The 14403-nt window shown below is 42.6% G+C and carries 12 protein-coding genes and 1 pseudogene; 3 read left to right on the top strand and 10 right to left on the bottom strand.

Features of this window, described 5'->3' with window-relative positions; translation table 11 throughout:
* Window positions 1-162 precede the first annotated feature (162 nt).
* From F895_RS06985 to alc, 3 genes are all read right to left on the bottom strand, one after another.
* Window positions 163-651, bottom strand: coding sequence for a hypothetical protein (locus F895_RS06985; protein WP_005242184.1), 489 nt, complete (start codon window positions 649-651; stop codon window positions 163-165).
* Between the two features lie 260 nt (window positions 652-911).
* Window positions 912-1448: an ureidoglycolate lyase gene (locus F895_RS06980; RefSeq protein ID WP_005242185.1), complete on the bottom strand. Its 537-nt coding sequence runs from the start codon at window positions 1446-1448 to the stop codon at window positions 912-914.
* 290 nt (window positions 1449-1738) lie between these two features.
* Window positions 1739-2743, bottom strand: coding sequence for an allantoicase (gene alc, locus F895_RS06975; protein WP_005242186.1), 1005 nt, complete (start codon window positions 2741-2743; stop codon window positions 1739-1741).
* A gap of 164 nt (window positions 2744-2907) precedes the next feature.
* Between alc and F895_RS06970 the strand changes: the two genes are divergently transcribed.
* Both F895_RS06970 and hpxO read left to right on the top strand, forming a co-directional pair.
* The gene (locus F895_RS06970) at window positions 2908-3621 is read left to right on the top strand and encodes a FadR/GntR family transcriptional regulator (RefSeq protein WP_005242187.1); all 714 of its coding nucleotides are present in this window, start codon (window positions 2908-2910) and stop codon (window positions 3619-3621) included.
* 472 nt (window positions 3622-4093) lie between these two features.
* Window positions 4094-5251 carry an FAD-dependent urate hydroxylase HpxO gene (gene hpxO, locus F895_RS06965; RefSeq protein WP_005242189.1) on the top strand — a complete coding sequence of 386 codons (1158 nt, stop codon included), beginning with the start codon at window positions 4094-4096 and terminating at the stop codon, window positions 5249-5251.
* Window positions 5252-5304: 53 nt separating this feature from the next.
* Here hpxO and F895_RS06960 read toward each other — a convergent pair whose 3' ends face one another.
* The 5 genes and pseudogenes from F895_RS06960 to uraD form a co-directional block, all read right to left on the bottom strand.
* Entirely contained in the window at window positions 5305-6678 is a 1374-nt protein-coding gene (locus tag F895_RS06960; protein WP_005242205.1) for an 8-oxoguanine deaminase, read from the bottom strand.
* 17 nt (window positions 6679-6695) lie between these two features.
* Window positions 6696-6887, bottom strand: a pseudogene (locus F895_RS06955) (hypothetical protein); the annotation flags it as partial.
* A gap of 47 nt (window positions 6888-6934) precedes the next feature.
* Window positions 6935-8302 (bottom strand): nucleobase:cation symporter-2 family protein, encoded by a 1368-nt coding sequence (locus F895_RS06950; RefSeq protein WP_005242208.1) that lies wholly within the window; start codon window positions 8300-8302, stop codon window positions 6935-6937.
* A 50-nt stretch (window positions 8303-8352) separates the two neighbouring features.
* Entirely contained in the window at window positions 8353-8688 is a 336-nt protein-coding gene (uraH, locus tag F895_RS06945; RefSeq protein WP_005242211.1) for a hydroxyisourate hydrolase, read from the bottom strand.
* Window positions 8688-9188, bottom strand: coding sequence for a 2-oxo-4-hydroxy-4-carboxy-5-ureidoimidazoline decarboxylase (gene uraD / locus F895_RS06940; RefSeq protein ID WP_005242213.1), 501 nt, complete (start codon window positions 9186-9188; stop codon window positions 8688-8690). Before uraD ends, uraH begins: the two co-directional genes overlap by 1 nt.
* Before the next feature lie 346 nt (window positions 9189-9534).
* Here uraD and F895_RS06935 point away from each other — a divergent pair, with 346 nt between their 5' ends.
* Window positions 9535-10659 (top strand): linear amide C-N hydrolase, encoded by a 1125-nt coding sequence (locus F895_RS06935; RefSeq protein WP_005242216.1) that lies wholly within the window; start codon window positions 9535-9537, stop codon window positions 10657-10659.
* Window positions 10660-10722: 63 nt separating this feature from the next.
* Here F895_RS06935 and F895_RS06930 read toward each other — a convergent pair whose 3' ends face one another.
* Together F895_RS06930 and F895_RS06925 are read right to left on the bottom strand one after the other, a co-directional pair.
* Window positions 10723-13146 carry a glucose/quinate/shikimate family membrane-bound PQQ-dependent dehydrogenase gene (locus tag F895_RS06930; protein ID WP_005242218.1) on the bottom strand — a complete coding sequence of 808 codons (2424 nt, stop codon included), beginning with the start codon at window positions 13144-13146 and terminating at the stop codon, window positions 10723-10725.
* A gap of 16 nt (window positions 13147-13162) precedes the next feature.
* The gene (locus tag F895_RS06925; RefSeq protein WP_005242219.1) at window positions 13163-14392 is read right to left on the bottom strand and encodes a carbohydrate porin; all 1230 of its coding nucleotides are present in this window, start codon (window positions 14390-14392) and stop codon (window positions 13163-13165) included.
* Window positions 14393-14403 lie beyond the last annotated feature (11 nt).

Here is a 14403-nt window from a genome sequence, read left to right on the forward strand (position 1 = left end):
AATAAAAAGCGTGTACACAGTGCACTGGGTTATGTATCGCCTTTTGAGTTTGAAGCAATGTACTATGATAAGATTAACCCGTTAGGTCAGGTGGCCTAACTTAAATAAAAAAGTCTCCGACAAACCCGGTACGGTTCAATATTAACTGTAGATAACATAGTTTTATCTGGTCTGCGCACGTTTGAGAATAGCATCCCAATCTATCTGCACGAGATTCGATAATTCAGTTTTGAAGTAACTATCATGGTGCCCGATATATGCGGGAAAATTTATTAATGTATGAATATTCCATTGTTGAGCAAACCATTGCTCTATCAGTGTTGACGCAGTTGCCCAAGGATCAACTTCATCCCATTCTTCATCATTGGCATAATTATCGTAGTCATATATCTCCACAGGAATTGCAATCGTATTATCCATTAGAAAGTCATGTGTATTAGAATTAATAGAATTACCGCACTCATCCATCGCCCATAAGCTCACAGAAAATTGACTATCAAACTGTGATGAATCGTATTCTATAAGCAAGAACTTTGTTGCCTCATGCCATGATCGATTAGACAACATGGCTAACTCTTTGTTTAATTGATGTTCTATAGATGTTAAATGTGCTTGCGCAACCTTAATAAACTTCTTTTTATCAATACTCATTAGGATCGCTCGACATCGATTCAATATGTTTGAAATATTAAGATTTATAAGAACAAGGCAAAACTCTTGACTAAAAAACGATTTCATATTGCCTTCAAGAACATAAGACTTCTCTTGAAGAGGATCTTCTGGTTCTATTTCGTAAACCCTGTAAGAAATAAAATTATATCAAGGAAAGAACCTAAAAAAGCTTCTGAATGTACTAGATTATTGAACAAAATAGGCCATTTAAAAGAAAATATAAAAGCATGGTTCAATGGTTACAAATTGACGATCTCTGACTGTACTAAAGCTTCAGTGATCCAGCACGGTTGAGATAAATGATGGACATCACAATTACTGCCACCACCAATACGATCAACAACTAAAAAATCACTATCTGCTTCCAAAGTAATTAAAGGATGATGCCATACCCCTTGATGGTAGGTAACTCCCTGCTGCCCATTGCTGATAAAAGCTTGAATCCGTTGTTCATCAGGTCCTGTTTGATCAAATGGCAACGCCACAACAACAATAAACTGCTGTTGCTGCAATGGAATAAAAGACTGTGAACCATAAGGATGTCGTTCTAACATCTCAATCTGAAATGGAATGGGAGTTGCAAATAGATTATGAAAAATGCTCATCCCTACAGCAACTTGATCGCCTGATACTTGCGCCAGAGATAAGGCATGATAGCGTTCAGTGAGTCCCTGATTAATCGGAATAAAGTCTTTGTTACTCTTTTCAATCACATCCCCAAAAGCAGCAAAACTGTCTTGAGTTAAAGGCCGAATTTCAATATTTTTTTCATGCATAGCCATTCTCTTTAATACAAAGAAATATTAGCTAAAATCTCACTTATCTAAATGAAAATCATAGTAATATTTCACTATCGTGGTTGGCGGTATGGATGCCGCCTGTTTGGCTGTGGTATCAAGGACGTACCATCAGCCAATGAGCAGCGGCTAAAGCTGCGAAAGATTTTTGCCTTGCGCTGTTTCACAGCTCATCATCCTTAAAAAGTAAAATAACACCTATATAAAAACCAGCTTATAAACTGCCAATTTATGAGATCGTACAATCGTACTAAATAATATAATTTAACTTATTCAACTACTTTCCCCCATAAACGAATCCGACTAATCCCGCCATCAGGAATCATATTGACGCGGATATAATTCACTTTTTGATGCTGAAGCACTTCTGCAACATATTCATGAATATTGTCCATCGTCAAAGGCTGCTGTTCCAATAAAAAAGGCCAGAACATACTCTGCGGAATAAGTTGTGCATCGGTCGCATCTTTAACATAAGCAGCTTGAATCGAACAAAATGCAGGAAAATTGCCTTTGAAATAGGCGGTATCGACGTCAATTTTTTCAATCTGCCCGGTTTGACCCAAAGCAATAATGCACCAATCAAAACCTGGCGCACGACGACGTTTGGTCTCCCAACCATCGCCCATATTTAAACCACGATCAGGGCTGAGTAGATTATTCGGATGCCCAAAATGCGCATCGCTAAAGGCCACAATACGCCCGCCATTTTTTAAACCAATCAAATCCATCTGCTGGGTTGTATCAACATTTTCGAGCAGCACACGACCATAGACTCTTAAACGCGCAATGCCGCCATCAGGGAAAATATTAATGCGAATATGGGTAATTTTCTGAGCAGCGCAGTCGAAAAAATGATGCTGATCTGGAGATAAAACCGAATTTTCTAATAACGTCGTCCAAGTGATACCTTCTAATTGATTATCTGGTGCATAGCAGCCCTCAATAGAAGCAGAGGCTGGATAATTACCTGTAAAGAATGAGGTATCAATATCAAATCCAGATACAAACCCTGTTGCACCTAGACGAACAATGCACCAATCATAACCGGACTCACGTTTACGCCGCGTTTCCCATCCATCCATCCATTTACCATTGTCATCATATTTTCCTTCAATGAATTGAGCGGGTGTGCTTTGCAACATTCTTGCCGCTTCTGCAAAAAACTCATCGGAACAACTTACGATAGTTGCACCAATTCTGGCATCAGCAAGATTGGTGAACGCCTGCAAATGGGTCGGTAAAGCTACGGTTTTAGCAACATGCACTGTCATTGATCATTCCTAAAGGTTTCATTTCTATTCTATTATGCAAGATCCAGTCCAACTGGTCTGACCTGTTGTTAAAAATATAGCTATTTTTAAGCAACAGCACCAACAAAAAGATAAATTTTGTGTAGAATCAAACTGTTTATTTTGATATTTAAGGTACGTTGCAGATGAATCCACAGGCGATGCTCAATGGAAAATCATCTCAGGTGACTGAGCAAGCGGTGGAAGTGATTCATCAACGCATTCAACAAAATACGTATGTAGTCGGTTCTGCCTTACCCTCGCAACGTGATCTTGCGCTCCAGTTGGGAATCAGTCGTGCTTCTTTACGTGAGGCATTAACCCGTCTTGCCGCTTTAGGCTTATTGGAAATCAAGGCAGGTAAAGGGGTTTATGTAATTTCACAGCATAGCCAAGCGGCAGAACAATGGGATGGCGAACACCGTGTTTCGCTTAAAGATTTCTATCAATTACGTTATGTACTAGAAGGTTTCTGTGCCCTGCTGGCCTGTGAGTACTTAACCGAAGCGGATAAGTCGACCCTGCAACAACACTACCAGTCTCTTGCCAATGCAATCAAACAACAGAATTGGCAGGCAGCCTCTGAATTCGATTATGCATTTCATCAACATATTATTGAACTCAGCCATAATCAATCAATTATTCAAACACTTAAAATGCATACCGAATGGATTAAAAAAAGCCAGATTCTGCCTTTTGTTCAACCTAATCTGGCATTTAAAACCATTCAAGAACATGAATTAATTCTGCAAGCCTTATTTAATCAGGATGCAACAGCGGCTGAAAAAGCCATGCAAGCGCATATTATTGGTGCTGCACAACGGGCGGGTGTGTACTTTTCTCGACATGAGAATGTGTAAAAAGTCCCTTATTTAATTTGAATATAAGCATCTATTCACTATCGTGACTGGCGGCATGGATGCCGCCTGTTTAGCTGTGGTATCAGGGAAGTACCATCAGCTAATGAGCAGCGACTCAAGCTGCGAAAGATTTTTTCCTTACGGAATAAATCGTTCCTCTTCAAAAGTAAGGTAAAAAACTATCGTATTAAAGTCTACCGAAGCACATTATTTATAATGTGTTTTAAACATATATACCCTTTCGCAATCACACTCGTTTAAGAAAAATCTTACTTGTGTTTTAGATAAAAACTTGAACTTTTATTCATGCACCACTTTGCCCCATGCTTTGAACCATATCCATGCAGCCTTTCTATTTTTGCTTTTTAATAAAGCAAATTATCTGGTATGACCAGTAAAACCAGTTACTAAAATTGGCACACTTCTCGCTTAGAACTGTTTAGAAACTTATTTATATTTTAGGGTCTGAACGATGAATATTGCGATTGTAGGTGCAGGTATGGGCGGTTTGACTGCTGGTATCGCTTTAAAAAAATTTGGTCATCAGGTCACGATCTATGAACAAGCAGCGGAAATCTTACCCGTCGGTGCAGCCATTTCACTTTGGTCAAATGGGGTGAAGTGCCTCAACTATCTGGGCTTAACCGATCAAATTCAGGCGCTTGGTGGACAAATGGAGTCTCTGGCTTATGTGGATGGACTGAGCCAGCAAACCATGACTCAATTTAGCTTATCACCTTTATATAAAGAAGTTGGGCAACGTGCCTACCCTGTCGCCCGAGCTGATCTACAACAATTACTCATGCAGCAATTTGGTCTGGCAGATATCAAACTGGGCATGAAAATGATCGAGATTGAAAGCCATCAAGATGATGTTACCCTTCATTTTCAAGATGGCTCACAAATTACAGCTGATTTGTTGATTGGTGCAGATGGCACACACTCTCTCACTCGAAAATTTGTCCTCGGTTATCAGGTAGAACGCCGCTATGCCGGTTATGTAAATTGGAACGGTTTGGTTGATATTGATGAAGCGATTGCACCTGCCATGCAATGGACGACGTATATCGGTGAAGGTAAGCGTGTCTCACTGATGCCAGTTGCCCAAAATCGTTTCTATTTTTTCTTTGATGTGCCGTTAGCGGCTGGATTGGAAAATCAGCGTGAGCAGTACAAGCAAGACCTGAAATTCCATTTCAGTGGCTGGTGTGAACCTGTACAAAAACTGATTGAACGTCTAGATGCACAAAAAACCAATCGTGTCGAAATCCACGATATTGAACCATTTATGAATTTTTATAAAGGACGAGTGGTGCTACTCGGTGATGCAGCGCATAGCACCACGCCAGATATCGGACAAGGCGGCTGCCAAGCCATGGAGGATGCGATTTATCTCGCCCGTGCCCTACAAATTAACACCTTTGGTTTAGAGGATGCATTGGCACGTTATCAAAACAAGCGCAATGATCGTACCAAAGAAATGGTACTTCGGGCACGTAAACGTTGCGATATCACCCATATGAAAGATCCACAAGTGACTGAAGAATGGTATCAATCTCTGTATCAAGAACAAGGTTCACATATCATGCAAGGCATCATCAGTAATATTATTGGCAACCCACTCGATTAAATTAAAAAAGGGGGCACTTATCAGCCCCCTCATTTTAAATCAATAACAATTTTTTAAGCCGCCAGTAAGGCTTTTGCTGCAGCACGATGTTTTGCTTTCAGTTGTTCTAAATCCAGCCCTTGAATCTCGCCCTGTTTAACTTGCCATTGGCCTGCAACCATCACATGCTCTGCTTTATCTGCACCACACAAGAGTAAGGCTGCAATCGGGTCATGGCTACCTGAGAATTTCAATTCATCGAGCTTATAACAGGCTAAATCGGCCTGATAATCAGGTGCAAATTGTCCTAAATGCTGTCCACGCCCTAATAGCTGTGCGGAACCATGAGTTCCCCAATGCAAGGCCAACTCAGGAGTAATCTGTTCAGCACCATATCTTAAACGCTGTAAATACATGGCCTGACGAACTTCCAGAATTAAATTTGAAGCATCTCCAGAGGCAGAGCCATCAACGCCCAAACCCACCTTGGCACCTGCCTGCATTAAATCGAGGGTTGGGCAAATCCCTGAAGCGAGGCGCATATTTGAATGTGGACAATGACAAATCCCTACTCCAGCCTGCCCTAAACGCTGAATTTCATCTGCATTAAAATGAATACCATGCGCCAGCCAAGTCCGTTCATTTAGCCAACCCACGTGTTCTAAATAATCCACCGTACGCATGCCAAATTTTTCCAGACAGAAGCTTTCCTCATCCAAGGTTTCTGCGAGGTGTGTATGCAATCGAACATCCAGTGTCTGAGCGAGTTGCGCGCTTTCTCGCATAATCTCCTGTGTGACCGAAAAAGGTGAGCATGGGGCCAAGGCAATATTAACCATACCGTTATCCCCGCGTTGATGATATTTCTGCACCAAGCGTTCACTGTCCCTTAAAATGACCTCCATGCTTTGTACGGTGTGCTGTGGCGGCAACCCACCCTGTTCTTGTCCGAGACTCATCGAACCACGGGTTAACATCACCCGCATTCCCAATTGTTGCGCCGCATTGACTTGAATATCAATCGCATCGGTCAACTGTTGCGGGAATAAATAATGATGATCCGCGGCAAAGGTACAGCCCGATAATAACAACTCCGCCAAAGCCACTTGGGTCGCCACATGTAACTGCTCTGGATTGAGACGTGCCCATACCGGATACAAATTAGCCAACCATGGAAATAAAGGTAGATTAACCACAGGAGTCCAAGCCCGCGTCAAGGTTTGATAAAAATGATGGTGGCTATTCACCAACCCAGGAATCACCACCAAGTCTTTGGCATCGAATATGTCATCACATGGCAGACTGGGTTGCTGATCCTTTGCCAAAACCTCGACAATTTTATTATTTTCAATCACCAAGCCATTACTCGCGTCGAGTTGATTCGCGGTAAAAATTGCGAGTGGTTGTTTAATCCAGATTCTTGAACGGCTATTTAAGCTGGCCATCATGACTATTATCTCGTCCTTTAAAATTTGTAGCTCAGTGCAAAACGGTTTTGTAAGAAATTCTTGTCATAACGCGGAGAAGTCTGAATCCCTGCAAAATTACTGACACTAAAACCTTTCAAAGCACCCGTGAAGTTATAAATGCCAAACAGTATGTATTCAGATTGATTTTGACTGGCAACATTCTCTGCCTCTTTTAAATCCATAATAGATAAAAAGCAGGATGCAGTTTGAACATCCAATCCTGAATCCGTGATGATCAATGCCCTGAATTCAAGGGCAAGCTGGCTACTTGCATTGATTTTTTAGTGAATGGAAGATGATTGAAAATGATGTTAAGTAGAATTGCTGTAATACAGGTTGAACTAATACCAGAGTGTAATAACATCTGCACAGAAACAGGGAACTGCGCATAAAATTCATGGTTTACAATTGGAATCATGCCGATCCCCAATGAGGTTGCGACAATGATCAGATTCTTATGCTCGTTATAATCCACTTTTGCTAAAGTGCGAATTCCACTGGCTGCGACCGTTCCAAACAGGACAATCCCCGCTCCGCCTAATACTGGCATCGGAATCGATGCGACTAAGCGCCCGACAATCGGTAGTAAACCTAAAACAATCAGGATTCCCCCTGCCGTTGCCACCACAAATCGGCTTTTAATTCCAGTAATCGCCACCAGTCCAACATTCTGTGCAAATGCCGTTTGCATAAATGAGCCGAAGATCGGTGAAATTGCACTCGATAGCATGTCTGCACGTAAACCATCCCCAATACGTTTGGAATCGACTTTGCTGCCAACAATTTCACCAATCGCAATAATATCTGCAGTGGTTTCCGTCATCACCACCAATGTCACAATCACCATGGACAGAATGGCAGAAAACTCAAAGACAGGAAAACCGAAGCGGAAAAAGCTCGGCAATGCAAAAATAGAACCTGAACCGACATTGGAAAAATCAGTGAATCCTGCAAAATAAGCCAGTACAGTTCCCAGCACAATGGCAATCAAAATCGCAAGCCGACGTAAGATCTGACTCCGCAACATACTAAAAATAATCACAATCGCCAAGGTCATCAATGCCAAACCAACATTGGCTGGATCACCCCAGTTTTCAGCTTTTGGATTGCCGCCCATAATCCAGCGGATTGCCACTGGTGTTAGCGAAATACCGATCATGGTAATCACACAACCCGTCACCACGGGTGGAAAGAAACGGATAATTTTTGCGAAAAATGGTGTGAGCAACAGGCCAATAATCGACGCAACAATCACAGCACCAAACGCTGAGGCCAAGCCACCGCCTGTGGTCACAATGGCTAGAATGGTAGCGACACCTGCGAAAGAGACCCCTTGAACAATCGGCAATTTTGCGCCGAAATGCTTAAAACCAACAGTTTGCAAAACGGTGGCAATTCCCCCAATAAATAATGCCGCCGCCACCAATAGTCCAATTTCAGAGGCCTGCAAGCCTGCCGCAGCACCAATAATTAATGGCGGTGCAATGATACCGCCATACATGGTCAAGACATGCTGCAAACCATAAATGAGGTTTTTGTTCATGCCTAAATATTGATGTTCTGCTGATCCGTGAGCCTCACGGTCTAGGTTGTCTTGCTGCATGGGTTAATTCCTCTAATTTAATTCATGATGTCCACATTGCTTGAGTTGATTTAGCTGCCACGATAGGTTGAATATGAAAAAGGACTGATTAATAAAGGCACGTGATAGTGCTGTTGAATATCAGCGATCTTAAAATCAATACATACACGTGGATAAAAACTTTCGGTATTTAAAGCTTGAAAATAATCGGCAACTTCAAAAATTAATTGATAATTGCTTTGCGCAAATACCTCGATATTAAATGTTTTAATACGGCCATCTGCATCAGTATATTGTTGGTCCAATAACATATAGTTCTGATCCACTTGTTGCAGTAATTTCACCAGAACCTTTGTCGCAGGCTGACCCAGTGATGCATTTAAAATATGTGTACTGATACCCGCCATTATTGAATCTCCTGATTTAAACGAAGCAGCGCAATTTCAGCCAATTGCTGTTTCACTTCTGCCTGTTCCTGTTCTGCTGTATTTTTAAGTCGGCGTTGCAACTCTGACAATATCTGCTGCCCTGAACGACCTGCCGCACGAATCAAATAGATATGCCCAAATTTGTGCTCATAGTCTAAATTGCCCTGATAAAGTGCCAATTGCAGGACTGCATCTATTTGGATCTGCCCTTGTTCTTGCTGAGAAAACTGCTGTTCTTTTTCAGACAACACCGCTGCTGCTTTTTTCTCGCCAATACGTGGATGTTGCGCCAAAGCCGCAGTGATTTCAGGCCATTGCCAGGTTTGAGCTTGTGCCAGCGCAGTTTGATAAAGCTGTGCTTTAGAGCTGTAAGGACGTTGCTGTAGCAGCTCGGAAATCCAAGTGGGAATGTGCACACAGCCTTGCAAGACCCGTTGGGCCGCATCTGAATCGAGCTGATTGAATGTTTCGAGTTGCATCACTGCTCCAAATTAATGCATTGTCTGACTGGTCTGACCAGATATCATAAATGAAGCAATGAATATGCCAACTCTACTTACCCACACGCAATATCGACTTTCTGACTGTAATGTACGAATGATTTAAACTAGAAAATACGGCATCTAATTATTTATTTTTATTTAAAATAATATTTAAAAATAGAACCCTATATTTATATTAAAACTATTTGACTATCAAAATATCCTCTGCTAGTTTTTTAAATGCTCAAACGATCTTATATATTTAGAGCACTTACATAATAATTTAAGATCAAATAAAAACCAAAAATCATGATTTATTCTAATAATCAAAAGAGAAAATAATATGTGTACCGAGTTTATTCTACCTCAAGCAACAGGCTATCGTATCTCTGGACGTACCATGGATTTTGCCGCCACCTTTACTTGGCAACTGGCTGCAATTCCATTGGCAACCCCCTTAAAAGCAATTGATACTTTAAGCCCAAATGCACCTGCCTATCACTGGACAACAAAATATGGCTTTATGGGAATTGGGATTAAACTCCCATTAAACCTGTTTGACACCAAACTATGCGATGCCATGAACACAGACGGATTTTCCGCAGCTGCACTATGGCTACCGCCCTCCCGTTATCCTAACAAAGCTGGTGCACCACCAAATGCCAAACTGATATCAGCACTGGATATTTGTGGCTGGGCTGCTTCTAACTACAATTTAGTTGAAACACTAAAACAGGATTTATATGCCATTCAGCAAGGACAGCCGACGTCTCTTGGAGAAGTCTTATATTTTTGGGATCCGCTACAGTTTTCTGAACTTAGCGAGTTCAATCACACGGATGAGCTCAAAAATTTAATCCCGATTCATTTCCAGTTTCACGATAAAACTGGCGCAAGTCTGGTGCTTGAATTCCGTGATGGGCAATTAGCAATTACTGACAATACCGATATTGGAGTCATGACCAATACCCCGTTTATTGAATGGCATCGTACCAACTTGGAAAATTATCTGGGCGTTACCAATGTTGAAACGGACAGCCAGACCATTATTGGTCTCAATGTGAATAAAGCTGGTAATGGTGGGGGTTCGATTGGACTGTCTTCTTCTGTATTGCCTTCTGATCGATTCTTACGTACAGCCTTCACGCTGAATTACTCTATTCCTTGGTTAAACCAAACACAACGCCCAAGTAATACTGCTGCGATTGCCCATGTAATGAATGTGATTAAGGGCATCTATGTCACACGCGAACAATGCATTGACCAAAGTGGCAATATCAAAGGCGACTATACTCAATGGGAAATTGTTCGTGATCACAGCAATCAGGTTTTCTATATCTCAACAACCGCAAGCTTAGGTTTCTGGCAAGTTAACTTCTCAGATTATCAACTGGGTCAAAATGCTCAACCACAATTTGCAGTAATTTCTGATGCTGTACAGATGCCCGTGTTAAAAGCGACAGCTTAAGATCAGTTCAATGAAAAAACGGCAATCATAGAGATTACCGTTTTTTAAGTCAGTTTAAACAGCTTAGTTCAAGCTATACGCAATCACATAATCACCATGATCAGGCGACTGGCGTGCACCGCCCGCAGTAATCAACACATACTGTTTACCGTTTTTCGGAGACACATAGCTGATTGGGGTACCTTGACTCCCTACAGGTAAACGCGCTTTCCATAACTCTTTGCCTGAAGACGAATCCAATGCACGTAAATAATAGTCTTGTGTTGCAGCAAAGAAGACGATACCACCTTGAGTTGCCATTGGCCCACCAATAGTAGGCATTCCAATCGGTGCTTTAAGCCCCATTTTGATGCCCATTGGCCCTGTATCCTGCACGGTTCCCATTGGAACCTGCCAAGCAATTTGACGGGTTTTCATATCAATTGCGGTCATGGTGCCATAAGGTGGTTTTTGGCATGGGATATTCAACTTTGACCAGAAACGATCTTTGTTGACTTTATAAGGTGTGCCTTTCATCGGCACTGCACCCATGCCTGTATTGACTTTCTCTCCGCCATTGGCTTGAACAGCCAAATCTTCTGGGGTTTGTTCAATCAGCTGAATCCATAAACCTAAGCGCATATCATTGACGAACATATACTGATGACTTGGATCAAAGGCGATACTGCCCCAGTTCATGCCGCCCAAAGAACCCGGAAAACTTAAAGATTTATCCGTATCTGGCGCAGTAAATAAACCTTCATAACGCATCGATTTAAAGTTAATTCGGCACATCAACTGGTCAAATGGCGTTGCGCCCCACATATCCGATTCGGTTAAGGTTTGATTGCCAATCTGTGGCATTTCCACCGAACGCGGTTGAGTTGGGCTGTATTGCTCACCTTTGATATCAGCAGGTTTCACTGGCTGCTCAATCACTTTGGTGAGTGGTTGGCCTGTGACACGATCCAAGACAAAGAACTGACCTGATTTGGTGCCAATCACCACAGCGGGTTTATTGCTGCCATCTTGCATTGGGAAATCCACCAAGCTGGGTTGCATTGGCAAATCAAAGTCCCATAAATCATTATGAACAGTCTGATAAACCCACTTTTCCTGACCTGTGGTCGCATCTAAAGCCAATACGGATGAGTTGTATTTATGGTCCAATGGTTGACGATTACCGCCCCATACATCAACAGATGAGCTCCCCATTGGCAAGAATACTGTGTTCATTTGCGGATCATAAGACATCGCTGCCCAAGAGTTAGCAGAACTGCGCTTATAGGTTTCACCTTCTTTTAACACATGGTTTGGATCTGGATTACGTGGATCAAAGGCCCAACGTAATTCACCTGTAATGACATCGTATGCACGAATCACCCCACCTGGCATATCGGCGGCAAAGTTATCGGCAATACGACTCCCCACCACGATCACTGTCCCCGCAATGGTTGGTGCAGATGTCACCTCAAAACGTGGTGCAGTTGTGCCCTCACCCAAACCTTTGAGTAGGTCAACGGTACCTTCTACCCCAAAGTCTTTACAACGCTCACCTGTATCTGCATTGACTGCAATCAGGCGACCATCTGGTGTATTGGTATAAACACGGCGTAGACATGAGGTGTTGTTTGCGACAGCTTTTACAGGTGTCGCACCTGCTAAGGTTGGCTGAACCAAGGCTTGGGTAGAATCGAAATACGCAACCCCGCGACAACGTTCCCATGCATCTGACTTGGAGTTGACTTCGGCTTTCCAAAGTTGTTTACCAGAGTCCGCTTCCAAGGCAAAAATATTGTTATGCGGCGTACACAAGAAAATCTTATTGCCTACTTGTAATGGTGTCATTTGGTCTTCTGCACCATTTCCCGAACCCGTGGTGAAATCACCCGTACGGAAACGCCAGACCTCTTTTAATTGATGTACATTGTCTCGTGTGATCTGATCCAATGCAGCAAAACGACTACCACCTGTATCTTGACCATAATGCTGCCAGTTGCTCTGTTTCATATCAGTTTTCACAGGAACCAAAGGCAAGGCCTGTCCAGAGGCCGCAACCGTTGGATGTGGCTGGAACATCTGATAAAAACCGATTACCATGCCAATCACCGTTAATATCCCAAGACCATAAGCAGGTAGATCTGCACTCGGCTGAAATTGATAACGGCGAATGGCAGGTAAAGTAAACATCAGCGCAGCAAATAAGCTAGCTGGGAACATCAGTCTTGAAAATAAAGGCCAGAATTCCCACCCTGCATCGATCAATGACCAGATAATCGTTCCTGCAAAAACCAGACTGAATAACCAGACACCCAGCGCTTTTTTCTTAAAAATAAAAACAGCAGAGATCAGCGTGAATACACCCGAGATCACGAAATACCATGATCCACCCAACGTCGCGAGTTGAAACCCACCGACTGTAGAAAACAAGCCTGTGAGTAACAAAACTAGCGCCAAAATAAAGCACCATATTTTCAGTATAATATGCGAGCTTGAAGATTCAGACATCTGGCATACTCCTGTATTAAAAATTCAGCCCAACTGAAATACCAGCTACCCAGACATTATCACGAGACTGATTGCCGCTTGGCTGATAAACATACTGGATATTGGGACGGAACATCACTGCTGGGGAATAGTTGTAAACATAGTTCAGTTCAACATTCATCTCATCATCACGATCGCGATTGGCTGCCACCTGATCATTAAATTTATAACGCCCTACACCAAAACCGATCTGGTCGGTTGGTCGTGATGGCAAGGCTCCCTTGTACCAGAAGGCGATTTGCTGAGTATCAGAAATATTGGCGGTTTTATCATTGTTCCAGACCAGATTCACGGCGCCATATACCCCCCCCTTTGAATCCGTGGCATTGCTGCTCAACTGTTGCTGGGTATTAAGCCAGATGGCTGATTTTGGATCTTGTCCTGCTTGTGCATCAACTCGATCATAGTCATGACTACTCCAGAAACCGCCAACTTTATACTCGCCCGCCAAACCGTTTAATTTATTGGTTTTCCAAGCCAACTCGACAGGAATCAAGACACCTTTTGCCCGATCCGTAGACAGGTTGAAATTTGCATTGTCCTTCACTTCAGTATTTTCGGGATTATTTTCATAAACGCCGACACCAAATGTCCATTCAGGCATAAACTGGTATTTCACATTTGCAGCCCACCCACTCACAGGGCCGTTATACCAGACATCGCCCTGACTCTTGCCCACTTGGCCACCACATAAAATCAAACTCTGAAAATTACAGTGTGAGCTATTAAAGTCCTCAGACATTCCCATACGCCCCAATTTAAACTGCAGGGTATTGTCTAGAAATCCTGTTTTAATCCATGCTTGCGTCAAGCGCCAGATATTACCGCGCCCATAAATTTCCGTTGGACTACCGTTCATGCCTATATTACTTGCAATATTACGTCCATCCCGTTTGGTCACAGTTAGAGCGGCTGTCGTGTTGGGTAATCCTGCAATTTTAGCCAAATCAAAATTTGCGCCCAATGCCACCTGATTGGCATTTTTGGTGGGATGATGTTCCAGACCGTCCAGCACTGTTGCCGTTTGGTTCATGACATTCAGGTTAAATTTATAGCCCTCTTTTTCCAGTTGCTGACGCTGACCATTCCAGTCGCCGAGGAGCCATTGACGCTCTGGTGACCATGGCTGATCCGCAAAACTAGATTGAGCAACACATACAGTAACTGCCAGACAGCTCAGTTTGAGCAATAATGCATTCGACTTCATATTCGGCCTCC

Source organism: Acinetobacter sp. CIP 64.2 (genome assembly GCF_000369645.1).
GTDB lineage: Bacteria > Pseudomonadota > Gammaproteobacteria > Pseudomonadales > Moraxellaceae > Acinetobacter.